Below are 21,498 nucleotides of genomic sequence, written 5' to 3'. Positions count from 1 at the left end.
AGGTGAAGCAGATGGCTTTTACCGTTGAACTGGAAGAGTGGGTGGGCAGTGTCTGGCACCGCTTCATCACCCGACGTGCCAGCCCGGATTTTCCCGAGGCGCGGGTCGAACTGGCCAGTATGCAGCGGCCCCTGGCGTTGCTGTTCCGCGCCATGGGCGGCGCCAGTGGCGTCGGAGTGGAGGCCGCCAGCGCGCGCGACCTGGTGCTGCGGCGTAACCTGCTGCAACAGGTGGCCGGCACCTGCAAGCAAATGCCGGTGGCCTGGTGCGATGCCAGTAACCTGCGCCTGCCGCCGAGCCTGGCGGTGTACCCAGAAGTTACCCTGAATCAGGATCTGTATCGCTGGCTGGCGCTGCTCGCCGCGCAAGCGGGGGAGATGCGCCACTGGGCGCGCGACAACCAGCGCTGGACCCAGCAGTTGTTGCAGGCCTACCCGGCCCTGCGCCCACGCTACCAGCGCCTGGTCGAGGCTCATCTGCAATTGCGCCCCGATCCCAAGCAGCTGGGCAAGGGCGAGGCGGCGCTGGAACTGGCGCTCTGTCAGGCCCTGCGCCAACCGGGCAGCGTCGAGCATTTTCCGCGTAGCGAACTGGCCCCTTGGCCGTTGCCGCTGTGGCTGTACCCGGCGGAAAACCTCGGCGAACCCCAGGCCTGTGAGCTGGGCGAGGAAAACGAGGGCAACCTGCTGACCCCGCCGGGCGAGCAGAAGGTCGGGCCCAAGCGCGCCAAGCGGGTCGAGGAGAGCAGCAGCAAGGGCGGTCTGTTGATCTTTCGCCTGGAAAACCTGTTCAGCTGGTCCGAGCATGTCGAACTGGATCGCTGCACTGATGACAGCGAAGACCTGGACGCCGCGCGGGTCGCCGAGGATCTCGACGAACTGGCCCTGTCCAAGCAGCGCCTGCGCAAGGGCGGCGGGCTCAAGTTGCACCTCGATCTGCCGCCGGCGGACGTCGACGACATCCCGCTGGGCGAGGGCATCAAGTTGCCGGAGTGGGACTATCGCCAGCAGAGCCTGCGCGAGGATTTCGTCAACCTGCAGATGATGGTGCCGCGCGGCAGCGAGCCACAGCCGCTGCCCTTGCGTCTGGCACCGCTGGCCAAGCGCCTGCGTCGCCAGTTCGAGCACCTGCGCAACGATCGCCAGTGGCTGCGTCAGCAACCCCAGGGCTCGGAGCTGGATATGCAGGCCTGGCTGGATTTTCACGTCGAGCGTCAGCACGGTCAGTGCGCCGAGCGCGGCCTGTTCATGGAGCAGCGCCACACGCGCCGCGACCTGGCCTGCCTGCTGCTGGCGGATGTGTCCATGTCCACCGACGCCCACCTGGACGATGAGCACCGGGTGATCGAGGTGATCAGCGACAGTCTGCTGCTGTTCGGTGAAACCCTGGCCGCCCTGGGCGACGATTTCGCCCTTTATGGGTTCTCCTCGTTGCGCCGCCAGCAGGTGCGCATGCAGGAGCTCAAGTCGTTCAAGCAGCGCTACGACGACAACACCCGCGGGCGCATTCAGGCGCTCAAGCCCGGCTATTACACCCGTATGGGCGCGGCCATCCGCCAGGCCACCGTGCTGCTCGGCGCCTGCAAGCAGCGGCGCAAGCTGCTGCTGTTGGTGACCGATGGCAAACCCAACGACCTGGATCTCTACGAGGGCCGCTATGGCGTCGAGGACACCCGCGAAGCGGTACTGGAGGCGCGGCGCCAGGGCCTGTTGCCGTTCTGCATCACCATCGACAGCGAAGCCGGCGATTACCTGCCGTACATGTTCGGCGCCAATGGCTACACCCAGATCCGCCAGCCGCAGCAATTGCCGCTGCGCCTGCCGCAGCTGTACCGGCAGCTGACCCAGGCATAAACAATCGCGGCCAAGGCCGCGATTATCTGCAGTTGGTTCGAGCTGCGCGCAACCGCAGGTTGGGTCGGCTCTCCCTAGGTTGGGTTAGCGGCGCTCGCGATTAAACGGACGCTGCCGCAACCAACCGCCGGGTAACCCAACAATCAGGCGCAGCAATAGGTAGAGAAACGTAGGGGTCGTCAGGCAATACTTCGCGGCAGCCAGACCACCATCACCGCGCAGAACACCGCCAGGCCGATGCAGAACCACAGAAAGCGCCGCTGCCGTCGTTCGCCGGCGGAGTCGGCCAGTGCCGGCAGGGGCATGCCGCAGTGGCGGCACTCGGCTTTCCCGGGTGGGTTGTCGCGTTGGCAATACAGGCATTTAGACATGGCGAGCGCTCAGACGCGAAGACCGGCAATTCACTCGAACTGCTCCAGACGCAGGCGATCGATGATGCTGATCTGGCGGCCTTCCTGGGTGATGATTTCCTCGTCGATCAGGCGGCGCATGATCCGCGAGAAGGTCTCCGGCTGGATCGACAGGTGCCCGGCAATCAACTGCTTGGCCATCGGCAGTTCGAAACTGTTGCCCGCGTCCGGCTGGCGGGCGAGCTGAGTGATCAGGTAGCGCACCACGCGGTGGGTGGCGTTTTTCAGCGACAGCGTCTCGATCTCGTTGACCCGCTGGTGCAGGCGCACGCAGAGCTTGCCGAGCAGTGCGAAGGTCAGCCGGCTGTTGCTCTGCAGCAGGCGCATATAGGTGCTGTTGGCGATGCGGTAGAGCTGCGTCGGGCAGACCGCCTCGGCCGAGGCGACATAGTTGGGCGTGTCCATCAGCATCATGGCTTCGGCGAAGGTCTGCCGATTGCCGATGACCTCGAACACCTTCTCCTGCCCATCCGGGGTCAGGCGGTAGATCTTCACCGCGCCGGCGATGACGAAATAGAACGAATGGGCCGGCTCGCCCTGGCGGAACAAGGGCTCGCCCTTGTCGATGCTGAGCAGTTGACTGGTGCTCATCAGTTCATCCATCTGCTCTTCGTTCAACGGCTCGAACAAATGGTGACTGCGGAGAATCTGGTGATGAACGCGATGAAGCACCATGGAAGACATCCTGATTGTTGGGCATGAAGATCGGCCTGGAGTCGGGCCCTGTGCGTGACGGGCTGACGACTCGGTCTTGCGTGGTGAACCTGGTTCTAGCAGGCGGCCCGGATGGCGGGCTGCTGCCACTCAACGCCGCTGGCGGTCAGCGCCATGTCGGTGGCGACACTCAAGGCAACGCCGCTGGCCATGGCCAATACCGAGGCCAGGACCAGGTACCAGGCGAGCGGTTGCAGAACTTTTTTCATGGAGACTCCTTGCATGGCGGTCATTCAACTCGAATCACGGTTATCGATGGTTATCCGTGAGCAAACCGCATGCCATCTTCAATCGATTGAATTTAAAGGCTTTATTGAGTGGTTATGGTGAAAAAGACTGGGCGTCTGTAGGGTAATAAATACCACAAGGGTCTTTTTAACCCTGCAGTCAGTCCACGTCACTCACTCCAAGCCTGGTGCGCCGGTACCTGGAGTCAGCGGCGATTGCATAGCGCAGCCAGGGTCGGCTTGTCCCTGACCCAGGCGGGCGATGATGCGTTGCATGTCCTCAAACAGCGCGTCGGCCTCGGCCGTGCTGCAATCTTGCCGATAGCGTTTGCGCAGGCCCGAACTGCTGAGGGTGATGTGCACGTCGGCGCCGATACCATGCTGGGCCAGGCAGGCGCTGACGCAATGCAGCGGGCAGCCGTCGATGGCCAGGATCGGCCGCCCCGAGCGGGCCTTGTTCACCAGGGCCGGGACATGCCCGCCGACCCCGGCAATGCAGGACATTTCCGCCAGACCGGCACGATCCAGGCGCACGGCAAGGGTATTCGCCAGTTGCGCCACGTTGGAACAGCCGGAGCAGGAGTAGACCAGGGGCTGGGTTGTCTTGGACATGCTGCACACCCTTCAACCGTCTAGAGGCCGTCCAGTGTGACGGCCGTGCAGCGGCTGACGATGATCACAGTCAATTCTGCTAGTCGTCGTAGTTGCTCAGCCCTGCTAGATCGATGATCTCGATGCGCCGGCGCTGCACGGCAATCACGCCCGAGTCGATCAGCCGATGGAGGATGCGCGAGAAGGTTTCCGGCTGGATGCCCAGCTTCGAGGCGATCAGGCGTTTGGGCACATCTAGCATGATCACCCCGTTGCCTTCGGCGTGGGCCTGGGCCAGAAAGCGCCTGACCCGGTGGCAGGCGTTGGCCAGGGTCAGGGTGTCGATCTCGTTCAGGCGCTGGTGCAGGCGAACGCTCAGGGTGGCGAGAATATCCAGGCAGATGCTCGGGTGTTCTTCCAGCAGGCGCCGGTATTGTGCGCCGTGCAGGCTGGCCACCTGGCAGGTCTTCAGGGCGGTGGCGCTGACCGGGTACTGCGGCACGCCGGTAAACAGCAGCGCCTCGGCAAAGGATTCGTCGGCGCGGATGATTTCCACCAGTTTCTCCTGACCGTCGCAAACCACCCGGTGCAGCTTCACCTGGCCGCTGAAGATGAAATAGAAACGCTCGGCCTTGTCGCCCTGGTGGAACAACGAGGCGCCTGCGGCAATGCGTTTGAGGTTGGCCGAGGCGCACACCTCCTGCAGCGCCGCCTCGGGCAGTCGGCTGAACAGGTGATGACGGCGCAACTGTGCGACAAATGATGGTTCAGTCAGCATGGTCTCTCCCACAATGCGGCTCGGGATTGCTCGGAATTGCATGCTAGAAGGTCGGCAGCCCGGGCTTCCTTGATTTCAAACAAGTCTGGGAGCGAGGAGCGCGCAAGGCTCAATGCCATCCCCAGAACTGCAACCACCAGCCATAACCGATCCAGGCCGAGCCCAGCAGCAGGCAGCCGAACGCCGCGAGCCGCTTCAGCCCATGGGCGCCATGCCGGCCGAGCACCTGCCAGCCCAGCCACAGGCTCCAGGCAATCGCTCCGCCGAGCAGGCTGGCGCGCGCCGGTTGCGCCCAGGCCAGGACCAGGCCCTCGTAGCGCAGCAGCTTGACGGTGGTGGCGCTGAGGCCGAGAAACAGCCCGCCGGCACCGAGCGGAATCAGGCTCAGCGCCAGCTGTTCGAAGGCATTGCCGCTGCGCGACACCAGCAAGGCCGCGGCCCGCAGCAGCAGCCACAGGCCGCCACCGAGCAGCAACGCGCTGGCCGACAGGTAGAACAGGATCAGCAGGCCATCGAGCCAGCTGAACAGGTCGTTGGCCTGCGGGTAATGGGTCAGCAGCCACCAGGGCGCATCGGCTTGCAGCAGCCAGTAGCTGTCGCGCTCGACCAGCCAGGTGGCGGTCGCCTGTTTGAGGCTGACGAACCAGGGGCTGAGCGTCCATTGGAAGGCGCCCATGGCCAGGCCGATCACGCCGAACAGCAGCAGGCGGGCGTCCCAATGGCTGCGAGTTTGGCTGCCGACGATGAGGATTTCCGCATTCGGCGAACGCGTGCTCAGCTGCACCGCGCCGCGTTGGCCGCTGCAGCGGCCGCAGGCGTGGCAGTCGGCAGCGCCCTGCATGCGGCGGATATCCAGCAGCGGTGCGCAGTTGGGTGGTGGCTGGCGCGGTGGTGGGTTGTCCAGCCAGCGTTGTTCGTCGACCTTGTAGTGCAGCGGCGCCAGGCGCGCGAGCAGGCCGAACACGCCGCTGACCGGGCACAGGTAGCGGCACCAGATGCGCTTGCCGCGGCCATAGAGAAAGCCCACCAGCATCGCCGCCAGGGTCGAGCCGCCGAGGATCAGCAACGCCGCCTGGGCATAGTCGTAGACGCTGATCAGCTGGCCATAAATGGTGGTAAGGATGAACGCCAGGGTCGGCCAGCCGCCCCAGCGGATCCAGCGCGGCGTGCCACGTCCCAGGCCGCGCCAGCTGATCCACTCGCTGAGCGCGCCTTCGGGGCAGAACACCCCGCACCAGAGCCGGCCGAACAGCACGATCGACAGCAGTACAAACGGCCACCAGACGCCCCAGAATATGAACTGCGCCAGCAGCGTCAGGTTGTCGAGCATGCGCGCCTGGCTGGATGGCAACGGCAGCAGCGCCGGCAGTACCAGCAACCCGCCATAGAACGCCACGACCGCCCATTGCAGGCCGCGAATCAGCCGCGCATGACGGCGCAGGCCGTCACCCAGGGCGGCCAGCAGGCTGTTCAGTCGACGCATGGCGACACGGCGGGCGAGGTGCGCCGCAACCAGAACGCGACCAGCAGCCAGTAGCCGGCCAGGGCGGCGACCGTGGCCAGGGAAGGCATGGCGCGATAACCGGCAAAGTTGGCCAGCACCGCCCCCAGCCCCGAGGCGTCATCCAGGCCGGCGGAGCTGTCCCAGAGCGCGTCGCCGAACCAGCCGTAGACCTGCTCGGGCAGTTCCAGGGCCATCAACTGGCCGCTGATGCGGTCGAGGCCAGCGACCAGCAGGGCGGCGCCGAGCAGCAGCAGTACGGTCTCGCTGAAGGCAAAGAAGTGCCGCCAGGAAAACAGCCGGCTACCGGCTTGCAGGACCATGAAGGTCAGCACGGCCAGGCCCAGGCCGAGCACACCGCCGAGGGCGAACTGCCAGAGTTCGGCGCCGTGCTTGGGCAGGCCCAGGCCGTAGAGAAACACCACGGTCTCGCTGCCTTCGCGGCCGACCGCGAGCATGGCCAGGAGCAGCAGGCCGAGGCCGCCGTTGCGCTGCAGATGGCTATCGGCCGCCTGTTGCAGGTTCTGCTTGAGGCTGCGGCCATGCCGGCGCATCCAGCCGACCATCTGCAGGATCAGCGCGCTGGCCAGCAGCACCAGGCCCGCCTGGAACCACTCGCCGGCGGCACCGGCCAACCACTCGCCGGCGAACAGGATGGTCAGCGCCAGCGCCGCAGACAGCAGCAGGCCGAGCGCCACGCCGCCCCACAACAAGAGCATGGCGCGGCGGCGTTCGCTCTGCTGGCTGATCCAGGCCTGCAGGATACCGATGACCAGCAGGGCCTCGATACTTTCCCGCCAGACGATGAACAGCGACTGATTCATTGCAATACTCCCGCTGCAGCAGCGTTATTGGGCGACGATGGCGCCTTCGGCTAAGTCGCGGTGGAACTCGTCGAAGAACGCATAGCGGCCGGGTCTGAGCGGATGGATCACCACGAACGACTCGACCCCGGGCGACATCACTTTCTCCACCCGCAGCGGCGTGCTCTCGAACTCAGCCGGGCCCTGGCCCTGGTTGTGCAGCACGATCTTGAAGCGTCGGCCGGCGGGCACTTCCAGGTTGGCTGGGGTGAAGTGACCGTCGCGCATCTCCAGCCGATAGGTCGGCAAGCTGGCGGCGACGGCAGACAGGGGCAGCCCAAGGGCGACTCCCAGCAGGACGAGCAAGGAACGAGGCATCGGATTCTCCAGATTGACTCAATAACCGCCTTTCTTGCCGATGCCGGCATAGGTGAACGGGTAGTGCAGTTCGCAGCGCTCGAACCAGGGGGCGACGCCGGTTTCCTTGTCGGTGTGACGGCCGAACATGGCGTGGCCAGCGGCCGGGGGCAAGATGCTCAGGGTCAGCTGGTACTTGCCCGGGCCGGACAGCTTGAGGTTGTCGCCATAGTGCGGCCCATCGTTGGCGACCATGGCGTGGAAGTCGCCCTTGAGCGACTCGTCGCTGCCCTGCTTGCGCAACTCGAAGGCGACCTTGAGGTAGGGCACGAAGCTGCCTTCCTGGAAACCGTTGGGGTTGTTTTCCAGGGCGCGGATATCCGCTTCCAGGTGCACGTCGGAGTCGGCGGCGGGGCGCATCATGCCCGGCGGATCCATCTCGATCGGCTGCAGGTACACGGCACCCACCTCCAGGCCGCCGCAGTGCTGGGGTTCGCCGATCGGGTATTCCTTGGCCTGGGCGAACGTGGCGACCAGCAGCAGGGCGAGTGAAAAGGGCAGTTGTGCGCGCATCGACGGTTTCCTTTGAGCGTTGGCTTGGTTGCGACCTAGCTTAGGGAATCGCAGGCTAAACAATACTGATTTGCATCAAGATTCAGTTCTGGTGGCGGAATAATTGAGCCAGGTCAGCGTTATGCGCACTACCAATGAAGAGGTATGGCGATTGGCTGGCAGTTGCTGGAACCTGACAGCCTGTCAAACCGGCCGGCCCATCGCCGCAGATTCAGCGTCCCCGGCAGGCGCCTGGCGCAGGTCGCCAGCGCAGCTTGGGGCCACGCCTGGATGGGCTGCCCTCAACGCAGGAACTGGATATGCACCACCAACAACTCACGACCGCAGCCCTGGCTCGCCTGCATCAGAACCAGGTCGCGCTGGGAGAGGCCGTCTGGCAGCTGGCCAGGTGGATCGAGCAGCGCGGCTCGACCGAAGTGGCGCAGGGCGTGCAAGCGCAACTGCAGTTGCTGGCGCTCAATTCGGCGGCGATCAACCAGGCCCTCGGCGAGCTGCTCGACAGCCACCTGCAGACTTGAGCCGCGATCCATCGCTGCGCGGGCGTATCACCTGCAGCGCCTGCTATCGGGTGAATGCCTAATCGAGATCAAAGACTCTGCACAAAGACCGGCGCATGTTTAAGTCAGGTTCGCCTGCGGGAGCATGCTCATGACTCGAAACGATGTTCTGGAAATCCCCATCCGCGACAGAACTAGCGCGGGCCAGGCATTGGCGCGGTTGTTGACGGCTTATCGCCAGCGACCTGAGGTGATTGTGCTGGCCCTGCCGCGGGGTGGCGTGCCGGTGGCCTACGAGATCGCCGACGCACTGCAGGTGCGTCTCGACCTGATGTTGGTGCGCAAACTCGGCGTGCCGGGCCACGCAGAGCTAGCCATGGGGGCCATCGCCAGTGGTGGCGTGCGGGTGCTGAACCGCGATGTGCTGGCGTCGCTGCAAATCGATGACGCCACTGTCGACGCCGTGGCCGCGCTGGAGCGCCTGGAGTTGCAGCGCCGCGACCGCGCCTACCGCGGCGAGCGCCCACTGCCGGTGCTGGACGGGCAGCAGGTGATTCTGGTCGACGATGGTCTGGCCACGGGCGCCACCATGCAGGCGGCGATCGAGGCGGTACACCAGCAGTCGCCCGCGCGAGTGGTGGTCGCCGTACCGGTGGCGCCGCCCGAAAGCGTGGCGCTGTTGCGGCGGCAGGTCGATGAAGTCATCTGCCCGTTCACGCCCGAGATGTTCATCGCCATCGGTCGTTGGTATGTGGATTTTTCCCAAACGTCGGATCAGCAGGTCCAGGCGCTGTTGCACCAGGCCTGGCAGCGCGAGCAAGACGCGCAGGCGTGAACGATTGCTGCTACGAGGAGGCCTGAGTCATGCAAACCATCGCATCGAGAACCTTGACGCTGACCGTTAGCGATGCCGAGCTGGCCGCCGATCTGCTGCTGCCGGATGACGCAATCGGGCTGGTGGTGTTTGCCCATGGCAGCGGCAGCAGCCGCTTCAGCCCACGCAACCGGCAGGTCGCGGATTATTTCAACGAGCTGGGACTGGCGACCTTGTTGTTCGACTTGCTGACCGAACAAGAAGAGCGCGTGGATCGGCTGAGCGCCGAGTACCGTTTCGATATTCCGCGCCTCAGCCAGCGTCTGGCCGGAGTGCTCGATTGGCTCGCTGGCAATACCGAACTCGGTGCGTTACCCATCGGTCTGTTCGGTGCCAGCACCGGCGCAGCAGCGGCGCTGATCGCGGCGGCGCAGCGGCCGCAGGCCGTCCATGCCGTAGTCTGCCGTGGTGGGCGCAGCGATCTGGCCGGTGCGGCGCTGCCCAAGGTGGCAGCGCCCACCCTGCAAATCGTCGGAGGCCAAGATCCACAGGTGTTGCGATTGAACCGTGAAGTCAGTCAACAATTGCAGTGCGAACAGCAATTGGCGGTGGTGCCCGGGGCCACCCACTTGTTCGAAGAGCCGGACGCACTGGAGCAGGTGGCGTTGTTGGCCGGGGACTGGTTCTGCCGTCACCTGCGCGCCAACCACGGGCGTCACGCCGGTTGAGTCTGCGGTCAGACTGCGAGTTGCCGAACTTCGATTCTGCCTAGCTGGTTCAGCGCCGCTGGGTGCTTCAGGCGTAACTCGCGACCGTTGATTTCCAGCAGGCCCTGGCGTCGCAAACGGCTGAACAGCCGGCTGACCGTCTCGGTGGTCAGGCCCAGGTAATTGCCGATTTCACTGCGACTCATCGACAGGATAAAACTGGTCGCCGACAGGCTGCGCCGGCTATAGCGACGCGAGAGGTTGAGCAGGAATATGGCCAGGCGCCGCTCGGCGCTTTCCCGGTTATGGCTGTAATGCTGCTGCTCTTCTTGCAACTCGTGGCTCAGGGTAGCCAGCAGCCGCTTTCTCAAGCTGGGGATATGCCCTGCCAACTCCTCCAGATCGGCAAGCGGGATGGTGCACACCAGGGATGTTTCCAGGGCCACGGCATAACTGGGGAAACTGCTGTTGCCAAAGGCATCCAGGCCGACCAGTTCGCCCGGCAGCGTGAAGCCGGTGATCTGCTCGTTCCCGTCTGGATCCAGCAGGTAGGTTTTCAATGCCCCCGAGCGCAACGCATAGACTTGCTGCATGGGTTCGCCAGCACGAAAAAGATGCTCGCCTTTGTGCAACGGGTGATTGCGTTTGATGATGTTTTCCAGCAGATCGACTTCATTGTTCTGCAGGCAACCCGGTAGGCACAGTCGGCTGAGGCTGCAGTCATGGCAATTCATCTGAAACTTTAATGATGAGGTGAAGGCGCTGTGACGACCATTAGCGTACATGGGGTCCTCCCATTGGCTTGCAAAAACATGTTCTATATCAATAACTAAGGCTTTCTAAATTATCTATTCGGGATATTTGACAGGTATTTGACTATCTTATCTTAGAGGAATGGAGGAGTCATAGGCCGGAATAATTTGAAATCAGACCAAAGGTCGCTAACGGGATCGCCAGCGTTTTATCGGCTCATTGCCAGTGGCGGCGCACTGCATGCGGTGGTGAGTGCGAGCACGCGGCGGCAGGGTGATTCCAGCGATCCTGAGCGAACCTCGTGAGGACGAGTCATGGTCCAGAACAAGCTGCCACTGCACCCGGATGAGATGGCGATGCCAGGGACTGAGTGTGTTCAGGCCCGGGATAAGGTTGAACACTTGTTGGACCGCGCCGGCATCGTCCTCAATGGCAACCAGCCATGGGACATGTGCGTGCTGGATCCGCGTGCCTACCCGCGCATTCTGTCCCAAGGCAGCCTGGGCCTTGGCGAAGCCTATATGGATGGCTGGTGGGAGTGCGAACAGCTCGACGAATTCATCCACCGGGCGTTACGCGTCAACCTCGAAGCGAAAATCCGCGTCAGCTGGCACGAAGCCTGGCAACTGACGCGCGGCTTACTGGCCAACCTGCAGTCGAAGGCCCGCGCCTATATGGTCGGCGAGCATCACTATGACCTGGGCAATCAGCTCTACCAATGCATGCTCGATACACGCATGACCTATACCTGCGGCTACTGGCGCAACGCCGCCGACCTCGAGCAGGCGCAGACCAACAAGCTCGACCTGGTCTGCCGCAAGATTGGCCTGCAACCTGGCGACCGGGTGCTGGACATTGGTTGTGGCTGGGGCAGTTTCGCCGAGTACGCCGCGCGCACCTATGCGGCCGAGGTGGTCGGCATCACCATTTCCCGCGAGCAGGCCGAGCTGGCCCGGGTGCGCTGTAGCGGGCTGCCGGTGGAGATCCGCCTGCAGGATTACCGTGATCTGCATGAGACCTTCGACCATATCGTCTCGCTCGGCATGTTCGAGCACGTTGGCTGGAAGAACTACCGCACCTACATGCAGGTCGTGCACCGCTGCCTGCGCGACAAGGGCCTGTTCCTGCTGCACAGCATCGGCGCCAACCAGAGCGGGCTGCGCAGCGATGCCTGGATCGACCGGCACATCTTTCCCAATGGCGGCCTGCCGTCGATCGCGCAGCTCGGCAAGGCCATCGAACCGGAGTGGGTGATGGAGGACTGGCATAATTTTGGCGCCGATTACGACCTCACCCTGATGGCCTGGTATGCCAATTTCGAGCGGCACTGGGCCGAACTGGCGGCGCACTATGACGAGCGCTTCTACCGCATGTGGCGCTATTACCTGTTGACCTGCGCCGGCGCCTTCCGCGCGCGCAATATCCAGCTTTGGCAGATCGTCTTGTCCAAGGGCGGCGTGGCGGATGGGTATCGCTCGCTGCGCTGAAGGAAGGCCGCGCGACAACGGCTGCTGTAGCTCAAACCTGAGGGTATCTGCATGGCCCATACAAAACTTCTGTTCCGCGGCAGTGCCCGCGAGAAGGTGCTGAAGGGGGCGACCCAATTGGCGGATGCGATCCGGGTGACGCTCGGGCCGAAATCCAAGTCGGTGCTGATTCAAAAGAAATGGGGCACGCCGCAGGTCTGCAACGATGGCGTGACCATTGCCAAGCAGGTGAATCTGGAGGATCCCGAAGAGAACCTCGGCGTGCAGATGCTGCGCCAGGCCGCCGAGCGCACCGGCGAGGCGGTGGGCGACGGCACCAGTACCTCGACGGTGCTGGCCCATGCGATCTTTGCCGATGGCGTGCGCAATGTGGTTGCCGGTGCCAGCGCCATCGATATCAAGCGCGGCCTGGATCGTGGCCTGCAGGTGGTGATCGGCTCGCTACGAAGCCAGTCCAAACCGGTGCGCACGCGCAAGGAAAAGGCCCAGGTGGCGACGATCTCGGCACATAACGAAGGCACCATCGGCGAACTGGTCGCCGATGCCCTGGAGAAGGTCGGTAGCGAAGGGGTGATCAGCGTCGAGGAATCGAAAACCACCGAGACCGTGGTCGAGGTGGTCGAGGGCATGCGTTTCGACCGTGGTTATGTCTCACCGTACTTCATCACCGACACCGACAAGATGCAGGTTGAACTGGACGATCCCTACCTGTTGCTCTGTGACCAGAAGATTGGCCTGCTCAAGGACCTGGTTCCGCTACTCGAGCAGATTGCCAAGAGCGGCCGGCCGCTGGCATTTATTGCCGAGGATGTCGAAGGCGAGGCGCTGGCGACCCTGATCGTCAACCAGATCCGCGGCATCCTGCGCGCCGTGGCGGTCAAGGCGCCGGGGTTTGGCGACCGGCGCAAGGAGATGCTCCAGGACATTGCCATCCTTACCGGCGGACTGGTGATTTCCAGCGAACTGGGAATTCGCCTCGAACAGGTCGAACTGAGCCAGCTCGGCCGGGCCCGGCGCTTGGTGGTCGACAAGGAGAGCACCACGGTGATCGGTGGGGCCGGCGAACGCGAGGCGATCGAGCGGCGCCTGCAACAGATTCGCAAGCAGATCGAGATGGCCAGCAGCGATTACGACAAGGAGAAACTCCAGGAACGCCTGGCCAAACTCGCTGGCGGAGTGGCGGTGATCCGCGTGGGCGCGCCCACCGAGGCGGAAATGAAAACCCGCAAGGACGCCCTCGACGATGCCATCGCGGCGACCAAGGCGGCGATTGCCGAGGGCATAGTCCCCGGCGGCGGTCTGGCGTTATTGCGTGCGGTGCCGTTGCTCGTCGACGAGGAAGGCAAATGCGAGGGCGATGAGCGCACCGGGCTGCAGATTTTGCGGCGAGCCCTGGAGGCACCGGCGCGGATCATCGCCGAAAACTCGGCCGTGGATGCTGGCGTGGTGGTGGCGCGGATGTTCGCGGAAAAGGCCAATGTCGGCTTCGACGCCGCGACCAACAGCTACGTCGACATGTACCAGGCCGGCATCATCGACCCGACCAAGGTGGTGCGGGTGGCCCTGGAAAATGCCGTGTCCGTGGCCAGTGTGCTGCTGTTGACCGAAGCCACCCTGACCGAGATCCCGGAGCAGGAAAGCCCTGTGGAACCGCCATTTCCGACCTGAACCGGCGGTTCAGTGCGCGGCGGGCCAGACCAGCGCGAAGCTGCTCTCGCTGGTGGGGCGAACCGTGCAGGCAAATTGCGCCGACTCGCGTTGCAGGGTGTCCTGCAACCATTGGCGATCGGCGCCTTTGGCCCGATGGATACTCAGCTGGCGCTGGCGGGTGGGCACAAGTTCCAGCGCCAGCAGGCGGCCGTCGTAGGCCAGGTCGGCAAAATACAGCAGGCCCAGCTCGCCGCGGTAGGCCGCATGCCCATCGATACCTTCGTAGTCATTCAGCAGGTCGCCGCAGCCATAGATGATCAGGCGCTGGCGGTAAACTTCCAGGCCCTTGATATGGTGTGAGGAGTGGCCATGCACCAGGTCCACGCCGGCTTCGTCGATCAGCCCATGGGCAAAGCGCTGCTGCTGCGGCGCAACGGCAAAGCCCCAGTTGCCACCCCAGTGCAGCGACACCAGCACCCGATCGCCGGGCTGCCTGAACCCTCGAATGTGCTGGGCGATGCGCTGCACGCTGCGCGGTGACAGATCGTCGAGGCGCGCGACTCCGGGGCGTTGCTCGCTGGCGGCCCAATCCGGCGGCACCCCGCAGTCGCCGGTGGCGTAGGCAAATACCAGCAGGCGTCCGCCGTCGGCCAGTGGCAACAGTGCCGGGGCCAGGGCGCTGTTACGCTCCAGGCCGGCGCCGACATGCCGCAGGCCATGGCCATCGAGGCTGGCCAGGGTCTGCGCCAGGCCGGCCTCGCCCCAGTCCAGCACATGGTTGTTGGCCAGCACGCAGCAATCGATCCCGGCGACTTCGAGCACTGGCAGGTTGGCCGGATTCATCCGGTAGTTGATGCCCTTGGGCTGCGGCCAGCCATCGCAGGTCACCGCAGTTTCCAGGTTGACCAGGCGCACATCCGGTCGGCGTTGCCTGAGCGCCTCCAGCACCATGCCCCAGACATAGGCAAAGTCCACCGGCTGGGCGATCGCGCCGTTGCGCCGTTCGGCCAGTCGCACATAGTCGCCGGCATCCTTGACGTAAGCTTCATACAGGCGGGGATCGCCGGGGTTTGGCAGGATCTGGTCGATGCCGCGGGCGCACATCAGGTCGCCCGTGAGAAACAGTCGCGCGATAGCAGGATGACCAGGCATACGGACCTCCGGTTCCGATATAGCTTGCACGCTAAAGCCCGCTGCCGCCCTGGGTCTTGATCTGGATCAGCCTGCCGGCATGTGAGCGGGTGGCACAGTGCGAGTACTTGCCAGGCGCGCTGTCCTTCGCAAGGGAGACCGAGTCATGTCGCTTGAACTACCACGCCTCGCCAGCCCCGGGGCACTGCTCACCGACCTCTATCAGTTGACCATGCTGCAGGCCTATTACGAGCGCGACATGCTCGAAACCGCGGTGTTCGAGTTCTTCGCCCGCAAGTTGCCGGCCAGGCGTAACTTCTACCTGGCCGCAGGTCTTGAGCAGGTGCTCGATTACCTCGAGCAACTGCGCTTCAGCCAGGCCGAACTGGAGTGGCTGAGCGGGCAGGGGACGTTCAAGCCGGCCTTTCTCGACTATCTGGCCCAGTTGCGCTTCAGCGGCGATGTTCACGCCATGGCCGAAGGCACCGCGTTCTTTGCCAACGAGCCGATCCTGCGCATCACCGCACCGTTGCCGCAGGCTCAGTTGGTGGAGACGCGGTTGATCAACCTGCTGCATTTCCAGTGCCTGATCGCGAGCAAGGCTGCGCGCCTGGTGCTGGCCGCACAGGGCACGCGCCTGGTGGATTTCGGACTGCGCCGCAGTCACGGCGCCGAGGCCGGCGTCTATGCGGCCAGGGCCAGCTACCTGGCAGGTTTCGATGCCAGCGCCACGGTACTCGCCGGCGCGCAATTCGGTATCCCGCTTGCCGGCACCATGGCCCACTCGTTTATCCAGGCGCACAGCGACGAAGACGCGGCCTTCGAGCATTTCGCCCACAGCCTGCCAGGCACTGTGGTGCTGCTGATCGACACCTACGACACCGAAGCCGCAGCGCAGAAGGTGGTCGAGCTGGCGCCACGCCTGGCTACTGCCGGCATTCACATCCAGGGCGTACGCCTCGACAGCGGCGACCTTGGCGACCACGCGCGCAGGGTACGCGCGATCCTCGACCGTGGCGGCCTGAATGCCGTGACCATCTTCGCCAGTGGCAATGTCGACGAGCACCTGATCCAGCGCCTGTGGCAGGAGGGCGCGCCGATCGACGGCTTCGGCGTCGGTACTCACCTGGGCACCTCGAGCGACGTGCCGGCGCTGGACTGCGCCTACAAACTGCAGGAATACGCCGGCACCCCGCGGCGCAAGCGCTCCGAGGGCAAGGCCACCTGGCCTGGGCGCAAGCAGGTGTACCGGCAGTACGACGACGAAGGGCGCTGTTGCGGCGACACCCTGACCCTGGAGGACGATGCGGCCGAAGGCGTGCCGCTGATCCAGCCGGTGATGCGTCAGGGCCGGCGCCTGCAGCCATCGCCGTCATTGGCCCAGGTGCGTGCCTCGACCCGTCAGGAGCTACAGCGTCTGCCGTTGGCGCTGCGCCGCCTGGAACCGGCGGCGGACTATCCGGTGCTGGTCGCCCCGGCCCTGCGCGCGCTGGCCGACACCGCCGATCGCCTGAGCGGGCTGCCTTGAGCGCTTAGCTACCGGCGCTGAGTGTCGTGACCCGGATTTCATTCGGGCTACGAATCTGCAGTAATCCACGGTCCGTAGGGTGTCACTCGCCGCAGGCAGTGCACCATGGTTTACCGGCACGACACAAAAACTGGCGGGCTGTCGCTGTGCTCCGAGCGGACGGCGCCCCGGCCGCCCTACCCGCAGGCAGTGCACCATGGTTTACCGGCACGACACAAAAACTGGCGGGCTGTCGCTGCGCTCCGAACGGAACGCCGCCGGCCGTGCTCACGCCGCATCCTCACGAATCTCCACCCCGGCCGCGCGCATCGCGCTGAGCGCCTTGGCCAGCGAACCATTGCTGTCCAGGCCGCGGCAGGCGTCCAGCAGCAGTACGACCTCGAACCCTTCACGGCGGGCGTCGAGCGCCGAGTAGTGCACGCAATAATCGGTCGCCAGGCCGACCAAAAACAGCCGCCGCAGCCCGCGTTCGCGCAGGTAGCCGGCCAGGCCGGTGGGCGTGTGGCGGTCGTTCTCGTAGAACGCCGAGTAGGAGTCGACCTCGGCCCGGTAGCCCTTGCGCAGAATCAGTTCGGCATGGGCGATGGCCAGTGCTGGGTGCAGCTCGGCGCCGTGGCTGCCCTGCACGCAATGGTCGGGCCAGAGGGTCTGGGCGCCGTAGGCCAGCTGCATGGTGTCGAACGGGCTATGGCCCGGATGCTGGCTGGCGAAGCTGCTGTGACCCGGCGGATGCCAGTCCTGGGTCAACAGCACATGGGCGAAGGCGGCCGCGAGCTGATTGATCTTGGCCACCACCTCGTCGCCCCCGGGGACCGCCAGGGCGCCGCCGGCACAGAAGTCATTTTGTACATCGATCACCAGCAGCAGATCCTGTGCGCCGGGGTTGAGTTGGCTGGACATCACGGTTCCTCCCCGTGCTGGTGACCAAATCGAACGCCATTGACCAGACCTGTGCCCGGCTTGCGCGGCCAGGTGCGTTAGGCGACCTCAGCCACGGGCAGTTGCAGGCGGGCGTTGTTTCACCAGCGCTCATGGTTTCAGGCCATATTGCTCGGCCAGGACTGCCGCCACCGCCGCACTGCTGTCGATAATCAGCAGGCGCCGGGCCGCCAGCTCGGGATCAAGGCGAAACGGCGGCACGCTGTCGCAGATGACGATGGTTTCCAGCAGCGGGCTGTCGAGCAGCGCGCTGCCGCCCGTGAACAGACCGTGCACCGCGGCGGCGATGATCCGCGTGGCGCCGGCAACCTGACAGGCCTGGGCGGCGCGCAGCAGGGTGCCGCCGGTACTGATCAGGTCATCGACGATGATCGTGGTCTTGCCGCGAACCTCGCCGACCAGCAGGGCGCCGGTGACCACATCGTTGCTGCGGTATTTCTCCATGTAGGCGCTGCCCACCGGCCGGCCGATACGCCGCTGCAGGGCCTGGCGGAATTGCTCGGCGCGCTTGGCCCCGCCGGCATCGGGGGACACGGCGATCACCCCCTCGTCGGCGCTCAGGCGTTCGGCGAAGTGCTCGGCAAACAGTTCGGCGCCTCTCAGGTGCTGGGTGGGGATGCGGAAGGCGTTGTCGAAGGCGGCGTCGTTATGCACCTCCAGAGCCAGCAAGCGGTCGACGCCAGAGGCTTCGAACAGGCTGGCGACGTAGCGGCTGATGATCGGGTCCTGGGGCTGGGTGCGGCGCTCCTTGCGTGCATAACAGAGGTAGGGCGCGACCACCTGCACCTGGCGGGCGCCGGCGTCCTTCAACGCGCCGCAGAAGAACAGCAGGCGGCAGAGCTTGTCGTTGACGCTGTGCTCGGCATCGCCATAGAGCGAGTGGAACACCAGCACCCGACGGCCGTCGACCGGTTGCAGTGGCCGGCTCTTGTGCTCGCCATCCTCGAACGAGCGCTCTTCATGGGCGGCCAGCGGGCAAGCGAGTCGCTGGGCCACGCGGGCGGCATATTCCTGGCTGCCGTGCAGGGCGAACAGCAGGGGAAACTCTCTAGCCATGGCGTGCGCTCCTTGGGGCTTAACTTGAGCATCGTTGTTATCCGCGTGGCGTCAAGGCTTGTCCGTCGCCGTGCAGATAGACGTTGGCCTGGTTCAGCAGCGCCTGTGCCTGCGCGGTTTTTTCCGCCCGCGCTTGCGGCTCGCTCAGGCGCAGGGCGCCGCTGGCCAGGGTGAAACAGCGGGTGGCCGCGCGCAGCGAGAGAAACAGCGGCAGCGGCCGGCAGTCCTCGGCCAGGGCGCTGTGTTCCAAGTAGCGCTGCAACAGCCTGTCGGCATGCCCGGGAAGGCCATGCTGGCGTAAATCCATGAGCACGAAGGCGAGGTCGTAGAGCACATCGATGCAGGCGATCTGCTCGCTGAACTCGATGCCGTCGAAGAGTGTCGGCCGCCCCTCGTACAGGCAGATGTTGGCCAGGCGCAGGTCGCCGTGGCAGCGCCGCACCCGGCCTTCGCGCCGGCGTTGTTCGAGGAGCCCGGCCAGTTGCTCGAGGGCGGCCCGCGAGTCATGGTGCAGGGCATCCACGGCGACGGCATCGAGCTGTGCCAGGTAGAGACGCAACTCGTGGTGATTGTCCTCGATAGCCTGGCGGATGCCGGCCGCGCCGCCGAACGCCGGGGTCAGTTCGGCGCTGGCATGGAAGCGGGCGATCTGCGCACCCAGGCGGTCCATCAAGTCCAGGCTCAAGCGTCCGTCCAGCGCCATGCGTTCGAACAAGGCGTCCTGGGCAAAGCGCCGCATTACCACCACCCAGTCGAGAACCTGGCCGCCACCATTGAAACTCAGGCTGCCGTCGGCGGCGCGGTTGATCGAACGCACTTCCAGGTAGAGGTCGGGGGCGGTGCGTCGGTTGAGGCGCAGTTCGGCCTGACAGGCACGTTCACGGCTGTCCAGGCTGAGAAAGTCGAGGGCGGCGTAGGCGATAGCGCGCTTGAGTTTGTAGGCGCGCTGGCCGTGCAGGAAGATCAGCGAGCCATGGGTTTCGATCAGCTCCACCTCGTCCCCGGGCGCGTCATAGCTTTGCGGGCAGGCGAGAAAGGCGATGACCTCCTGCTGAGCGTTCATGGCCGCCGCACCGCCGCCCGTTGCCCGTGGAGCGGGGGGGAGGTCAGGGTGTTAGGCCGCGAGGCGCTCACCGCGTACAGGCCGCTCTGAGTGCCCACGCCACAGGCGGCAACCCGGAAAAAGCCGTGAGCATAGGGCGTTCGAGCGAGAGCCATCGGTCAAGTCCCCCGAATCCGCACAAGCCAGTCAGCAAGCAGGCCATGCTGCCATTGCGTAAGCGCTATGCCCGCAGGATGCGCCCCACGCTGGCGCATCGGCTTGATGTAAATCAACACCAACGCCAGCCCCGCGGCGCAGCTTGTAAGGCATTCGCCGGCTGCGCCAATCGGTGCCCGCGCCACGTCCCGAACATCCCCACTGAGGTGTCCCATGAGTCAATATCAACGCCTGTTTCTCATCGCTGACCGGGACATGCGCCATACGCCGGCTCTGCAACGCGCCGCCGCTCTGGCCACTGCCAGCGATGCCGCGCTGCATATCGCCGCCTTCGTCGAACCTTTTGCGACCCTCTCGCTGCTGGACAAGAGCGTCCAGGATAAAACCCGTGAGAGCTACCTGCAGGAACACCGCGAATGGCTCAAGGATGAGGCTGAGTTGCTGCGCAGCACAGGCATCAAGGTCACCACTGAAGCGGTCTGGACCAATCATGCGCTGGAGGAAATCCTCCAGCATGCGGCGGAAATCCAGGCGGATCTGCTGATCAAGGATCTGCAGCACGAGCCGGCGCTCAAGCGGGCATTCATCACTCCGTTGGACTGGCACCTGCTGCGCGAGTCACCGATACCGGTGCTCCTGGTCAGTAGCCCCGGCAATGCATTGCCGCGCCGCGTGGTCGCGGCCGTCGATCCGTCGCGCCCGCAAGCGCAGGAAAGCGACCTCAACCAGCGCATCATCGAAACGGCCAATGGCCTGGCCCTGCAGTGCGATGCCGAGTTGCACCTGTTGCATACCTACGACCCGACGCTGGCCTATCTGACCAACGCGGTGGCAGGCAGCGTGTCCAGCGGCAGCGACCTGGTCGAAGAGTTGCGCAGCAAACTGCAGGCCGGATTCAACGCGCTGGCCGACGATTACGGGGTACCGGCCGAGCGCCGCCATTTCATCATCGGTTCGCCGATCAGTGCCATCGCCGACTTTGCCAGGCTCAACCAGACCGATGTGCTGGTGATGGGCACCGTCCAGCGCCAGGGCCTGGACAAGCTGATCGGCAGCACCACAGAGCATCTCCTCTACCAGGTGCCGTGCAGCATCCTGGCGGTCAAGGCTTAGCACCGCCGCGGCATTGATGAGCCTCGGCGCTTTAGGATGTGGCGGGCCGCGTACGCTTGAGCGAAGCGGTGTGTTCTAACCTAAAAAAAGGCCCCTGCGCGTTGCCGCCAGGGGCCTTGCTGACTGACTGCACTCAGCTGACTTTGATGTTGATGTGTTTTTCCGGTTTGATGGCCTCGGGCTTCTTCGGCATGCTGATGGTCAGCACGCCTTTGCTGAAGCTGGCCTCGATCTTGTCGACATCGACGCCCTTGGGCAGGTTGAAGATGCGTTCGAAGGAGCCGTAGTGGCGCTCGGAGAGGTAGTAGTCCTTCTTCTTCTCCTCGGTTTCTTCCTTCTTCTCGCCCTTGATCACCAGGTTGCCGTTGGACAGCTTGATCTCGATGTTCTTCTCATCCATGCCGGGCAATTCGGCGCTGATCTCGAAGCTCCTTTCCTTCTCGGCAATATCCACGGCGGGGATGCCGTGGTCCATCAGCTCGCGGCGAAAGAACGGCTCGATGTCGAGCATGCGGCGGCCGAAGGGCATCTGCAGCGGGCTGCGGGAAAAGTCCTCGAACAGATGATCGATCTGCTGACGCAGATTGGCCAACGGGTGCCAGGGCGTCGCCAACTCTGTGCGTTTACTCGCAGCATCTTCGGTTTTTATCGGCATTTTCTTTGCGGAACTGGGCATTTTCATTCCTCCTGGCAGGTTGTCCGGGGATGGACAACTATATTTTGCGAGCGTCCATGGACGGCAACTTTGATCTTGATCAAAGCGATTCCATTGCTCGCCAAGCCTGCACCGCGATTCG

At 64.4% G+C, this 21,498-nt stretch carries 23 protein-coding genes; 8 read left to right on the top strand and 15 right to left on the bottom strand.

What is annotated here, in order from left to right; genetic code table 11:
• Nucleotides 1-11: 11 nt before the first annotated feature.
• On the top strand, nt 12-1,853 hold the full coding sequence (locus PH586_RS08275) for a nitric oxide reductase activation protein NorD (RefSeq protein WP_271347285.1): 1,842 nt from the start codon (nt 12-14) through the stop codon (nt 1,851-1,853).
• 179 nt (nt 1,854-2,032) lie between these two features.
• Here PH586_RS08275 and PH586_RS08270 read toward each other — a convergent pair whose 3' ends face one another.
• The 9 genes from PH586_RS08270 to PH586_RS08230 form a co-directional block, all read right to left on the bottom strand.
• Nucleotides 2,033-2,224 (bottom strand): DnrP protein, encoded by a 192-nt coding sequence (locus PH586_RS08270; RefSeq protein WP_271347284.1) that lies wholly within the window; start codon nt 2,222-2,224, stop codon nt 2,033-2,035.
• A 30-nt stretch (nt 2,225-2,254) separates the two neighbouring features.
• Nucleotides 2,255-2,938 (bottom strand): Crp/Fnr family transcriptional regulator, encoded by a 684-nt coding sequence (locus PH586_RS08265; protein WP_271347283.1) that lies wholly within the window; start codon nt 2,936-2,938, stop codon nt 2,255-2,257.
• Nucleotides 2,939-3,033: 95 nt separating this feature from the next.
• Nucleotides 3,034-3,186: a hypothetical protein gene (locus PH586_RS08260; protein WP_271347282.1), complete on the bottom strand. Its 153-nt coding sequence runs from the start codon at nt 3,184-3,186 to the stop codon at nt 3,034-3,036.
• 192 nt (nt 3,187-3,378) lie between these two features.
• The gene (locus PH586_RS08255) at nt 3,379-3,816 is read right to left on the bottom strand and encodes a putative zinc-binding protein (protein WP_271347281.1); all 438 of its coding nucleotides are present in this window, start codon (nt 3,814-3,816) and stop codon (nt 3,379-3,381) included.
• A gap of 79 nt (nt 3,817-3,895) precedes the next feature.
• Nucleotides 3,896-4,573 (bottom strand): Crp/Fnr family transcriptional regulator, encoded by a 678-nt coding sequence (locus PH586_RS08250; RefSeq protein ID WP_271347280.1) that lies wholly within the window; start codon nt 4,571-4,573, stop codon nt 3,896-3,898.
• A gap of 109 nt (nt 4,574-4,682) precedes the next feature.
• Nucleotides 4,683-6,056 (bottom strand): 4Fe-4S binding protein, encoded by a 1,374-nt coding sequence (locus tag PH586_RS08245; protein WP_271347279.1) that lies wholly within the window; start codon nt 6,054-6,056, stop codon nt 4,683-4,685.
• Nucleotides 6,044-6,898 carry an FTR1 family iron permease gene (locus tag PH586_RS08240; RefSeq protein WP_271347278.1) on the bottom strand — a complete coding sequence of 285 codons (855 nt, stop codon included), beginning with the start codon at nt 6,896-6,898 and terminating at the stop codon, nt 6,044-6,046. The genes PH586_RS08245 and PH586_RS08240 overlap by 13 nt, the downstream gene beginning before the upstream one ends.
• Before the next feature lie 24 nt (nt 6,899-6,922).
• Entirely contained in the window at nt 6,923-7,255 is a 333-nt protein-coding gene (locus PH586_RS08235) for a cupredoxin domain-containing protein (RefSeq protein WP_271347277.1), read from the bottom strand.
• A gap of 18 nt (nt 7,256-7,273) precedes the next feature.
• Entirely contained in the window at nt 7,274-7,807 is a 534-nt protein-coding gene (locus PH586_RS08230) for an iron transporter (RefSeq protein ID WP_271347276.1), read from the bottom strand.
• 299 nt (nt 7,808-8,106) lie between these two features.
• On the opposite strand from PH586_RS08230, the gene PH586_RS08225 reads away from it, so the two are divergent.
• The 3 genes from PH586_RS08225 to PH586_RS08215 all read left to right on the top strand — a co-directional run bounded on the left by PH586_RS08225 (nt 8,107) and on the right by PH586_RS08215 (nt 9,846).
• Nucleotides 8,107-8,325 (top strand): hypothetical protein, encoded by a 219-nt coding sequence (locus PH586_RS08225; protein WP_271347275.1) that lies wholly within the window; start codon nt 8,107-8,109, stop codon nt 8,323-8,325.
• Between the two features lie 130 nt (nt 8,326-8,455).
• Entirely contained in the window at nt 8,456-9,139 is a 684-nt protein-coding gene (locus PH586_RS08220; protein ID WP_271347274.1) for a phosphoribosyltransferase, read from the top strand.
• 29 nt (nt 9,140-9,168) lie between these two features.
• The gene (locus PH586_RS08215) at nt 9,169-9,846 is read left to right on the top strand and encodes a dienelactone hydrolase family protein (protein WP_271347273.1); all 678 of its coding nucleotides are present in this window, start codon (nt 9,169-9,171) and stop codon (nt 9,844-9,846) included.
• Nucleotides 9,847-9,854: 8 nt separating this feature from the next.
• On the opposite strand, the gene fnr is transcribed toward PH586_RS08215, so the two are convergent.
• Nucleotides 9,855-10,610, bottom strand: a complete 756-nt coding sequence (fnr, locus tag PH586_RS08210; protein WP_271347272.1) for a fumarate/nitrate reduction transcriptional regulator Fnr — start codon at nt 10,608-10,610, stop codon at nt 9,855-9,857.
• Nucleotides 10,611-10,892: 282 nt separating this feature from the next.
• On the opposite strand from fnr, the gene cfa reads away from it, so the two are divergent.
• Entirely contained in the window at nt 10,893-12,065 is a 1,173-nt protein-coding gene (gene cfa, locus PH586_RS08205; RefSeq protein ID WP_271347271.1) for a cyclopropane fatty acyl phospholipid synthase, read from the top strand.
• Nucleotides 12,066-12,116: 51 nt separating this feature from the next.
• Nucleotides 12,117-13,733, top strand: a complete 1,617-nt coding sequence (gene groL, locus PH586_RS08200; RefSeq protein ID WP_271347270.1) for a chaperonin GroEL — start codon at nt 12,117-12,119, stop codon at nt 13,731-13,733.
• 9 nt (nt 13,734-13,742) lie between these two features.
• On the opposite strand, the gene PH586_RS08195 is transcribed toward groL, so the two are convergent.
• Nucleotides 13,743-14,867, bottom strand: a complete 1,125-nt coding sequence (locus PH586_RS08195) for a CapA family protein (RefSeq protein ID WP_271347269.1) — start codon at nt 14,865-14,867, stop codon at nt 13,743-13,745.
• 145 nt (nt 14,868-15,012) lie between these two features.
• Between PH586_RS08195 and PH586_RS08190 the strand changes: the two genes are divergently transcribed.
• Nucleotides 15,013-16,374, top strand: coding sequence for a nicotinate phosphoribosyltransferase (locus PH586_RS08190; RefSeq protein WP_271347268.1), 1,362 nt, complete (start codon nt 15,013-15,015; stop codon nt 16,372-16,374).
• A 267-nt stretch (nt 16,375-16,641) separates the two neighbouring features.
• Here the strand turns inward: PH586_RS08190 and pncA are convergent, their stop codons facing one another.
• The 3 genes from pncA to PH586_RS08175 form a co-directional block, all read right to left on the bottom strand.
• Entirely contained in the window at nt 16,642-17,274 is a 633-nt protein-coding gene (gene pncA, locus PH586_RS08185) for a bifunctional nicotinamidase/pyrazinamidase (RefSeq protein WP_271347267.1), read from the bottom strand.
• 129 nt (nt 17,275-17,403) lie between these two features.
• Nucleotides 17,404-18,369 carry a ribose-phosphate diphosphokinase gene (locus tag PH586_RS08180; protein ID WP_271347266.1) on the bottom strand — a complete coding sequence of 322 codons (966 nt, stop codon included), beginning with the start codon at nt 18,367-18,369 and terminating at the stop codon, nt 17,404-17,406.
• A gap of 37 nt (nt 18,370-18,406) precedes the next feature.
• A complete protein-coding gene (locus tag PH586_RS08175) occupies nt 18,407-19,432 on the bottom strand; it encodes a phosphotransferase (protein WP_271347265.1) in 1,026 nt (341 codons plus the stop codon).
• 369 nt (nt 19,433-19,801) lie between these two features.
• Here PH586_RS08175 and PH586_RS08170 point away from each other — a divergent pair, with 369 nt between their 5' ends.
• Entirely contained in the window at nt 19,802-20,701 is a 900-nt protein-coding gene (locus tag PH586_RS08170; protein WP_271347264.1) for a universal stress protein, read from the top strand.
• A gap of 133 nt (nt 20,702-20,834) precedes the next feature.
• Here the strand turns inward: PH586_RS08170 and PH586_RS08165 are convergent, their stop codons facing one another.
• Nucleotides 20,835-21,377: an Hsp20/alpha crystallin family protein gene (locus tag PH586_RS08165; protein ID WP_271347263.1), complete on the bottom strand. Its 543-nt coding sequence runs from the start codon at nt 21,375-21,377 to the stop codon at nt 20,835-20,837.
• Nucleotides 21,378-21,498: the final 121 nt, after the last annotated feature.

This window comes from Pseudomonas aestuarii (assembly GCF_027988105.1).
In the GTDB taxonomy this organism is placed as follows: Bacteria; Pseudomonadota; Gammaproteobacteria; order Pseudomonadales; family Pseudomonadaceae; genus Aquipseudomonas; species Aquipseudomonas aestuarii.
This window is presented reverse-complemented; position numbering and strand designations above follow the sequence as displayed.

What these genes read in the sequence shown, in the direction of transcription:
- groL (WP_271347270.1), top strand. Translation starts at nt 12,117, where the DNA reads ATGGCCCATACAAAACTTCTGTTCCGCGGCAGTGCCCGCGAGAAGGTG.
- PH586_RS08255 (WP_271347281.1), bottom strand. Translation starts at nt 3,816, where the DNA reads ATGTCCAAGACAACCCAGCCCCTGGTCTACTCCTGCTCCGGCTGTTCC.
- PH586_RS08245 (WP_271347279.1), bottom strand. Translation starts at nt 6,056, where the DNA reads ATGCGTCGACTGAACAGCCTGCTGGCCGCCCTGGGTGACGGCCTGCGC.
- PH586_RS08275 (WP_271347285.1), top strand. Translation starts at nt 12, where the DNA reads ATGGCTTTTACCGTTGAACTGGAAGAGTGGGTGGGCAGTGTCTGGCAC.
- pncA (WP_271347267.1), bottom strand. Translation starts at nt 17,274, where the DNA reads ATGTCCAGCCAACTCAACCCCGGCGCACAGGATCTGCTGCTGGTGATC.
- PH586_RS08270 (WP_271347284.1), bottom strand. Translation starts at nt 2,224, where the DNA reads ATGTCTAAATGCCTGTATTGCCAACGCGACAACCCACCCGGGAAAGCC.
- PH586_RS08260 (WP_271347282.1), bottom strand. Translation starts at nt 3,186, where the DNA reads ATGAAAAAAGTTCTGCAACCGCTCGCCTGGTACCTGGTCCTGGCCTCG.
- PH586_RS08250 (WP_271347280.1), bottom strand. Translation starts at nt 4,573, where the DNA reads ATGCTGACTGAACCATCATTTGTCGCACAGTTGCGCCGTCATCACCTG.
- cfa (WP_271347271.1), top strand. Translation starts at nt 10,893, where the DNA reads ATGGTCCAGAACAAGCTGCCACTGCACCCGGATGAGATGGCGATGCCA.
- PH586_RS08195 (WP_271347269.1), bottom strand. Translation starts at nt 14,867, where the DNA reads ATGCCTGGTCATCCTGCTATCGCGCGACTGTTTCTCACGGGCGACCTG.
- PH586_RS08175 (WP_271347265.1), bottom strand. Translation starts at nt 19,432, where the DNA reads ATGAACGCTCAGCAGGAGGTCATCGCCTTTCTCGCCTGCCCGCAAAGC.
- PH586_RS08265 (WP_271347283.1), bottom strand. Translation starts at nt 2,938, where the DNA reads ATGGTGCTTCATCGCGTTCATCACCAGATTCTCCGCAGTCACCATTTG.
- fnr (WP_271347272.1), bottom strand. Translation starts at nt 10,610, where the DNA reads ATGTACGCTAATGGTCGTCACAGCGCCTTCACCTCATCATTAAAGTTT.
- PH586_RS08220 (WP_271347274.1), top strand. Translation starts at nt 8,456, where the DNA reads ATGACTCGAAACGATGTTCTGGAAATCCCCATCCGCGACAGAACTAGC.
- PH586_RS08170 (WP_271347264.1), top strand. Translation starts at nt 19,802, where the DNA reads ATGAGTCAATATCAACGCCTGTTTCTCATCGCTGACCGGGACATGCGC.
- PH586_RS08240 (WP_271347278.1), bottom strand. Translation starts at nt 6,898, where the DNA reads ATGAATCAGTCGCTGTTCATCGTCTGGCGGGAAAGTATCGAGGCCCTG.
- PH586_RS08235 (WP_271347277.1), bottom strand. Translation starts at nt 7,255, where the DNA reads ATGCCTCGTTCCTTGCTCGTCCTGCTGGGAGTCGCCCTTGGGCTGCCC.
- PH586_RS08165 (WP_271347263.1), bottom strand. Translation starts at nt 21,377, where the DNA reads ATGCCCAGTTCCGCAAAGAAAATGCCGATAAAAACCGAAGATGCTGCG.
- PH586_RS08225 (WP_271347275.1), top strand. Translation starts at nt 8,107, where the DNA reads ATGCACCACCAACAACTCACGACCGCAGCCCTGGCTCGCCTGCATCAG.
- PH586_RS08190 (WP_271347268.1), top strand. Translation starts at nt 15,013, where the DNA reads ATGTCGCTTGAACTACCACGCCTCGCCAGCCCCGGGGCACTGCTCACC.
- PH586_RS08230 (WP_271347276.1), bottom strand. Translation starts at nt 7,807, where the DNA reads ATGCGCGCACAACTGCCCTTTTCACTCGCCCTGCTGCTGGTCGCCACG.
- PH586_RS08215 (WP_271347273.1), top strand. Translation starts at nt 9,169, where the DNA reads ATGCAAACCATCGCATCGAGAACCTTGACGCTGACCGTTAGCGATGCC.
- PH586_RS08180 (WP_271347266.1), bottom strand. Translation starts at nt 18,369, where the DNA reads ATGGCTAGAGAGTTTCCCCTGCTGTTCGCCCTGCACGGCAGCCAGGAA.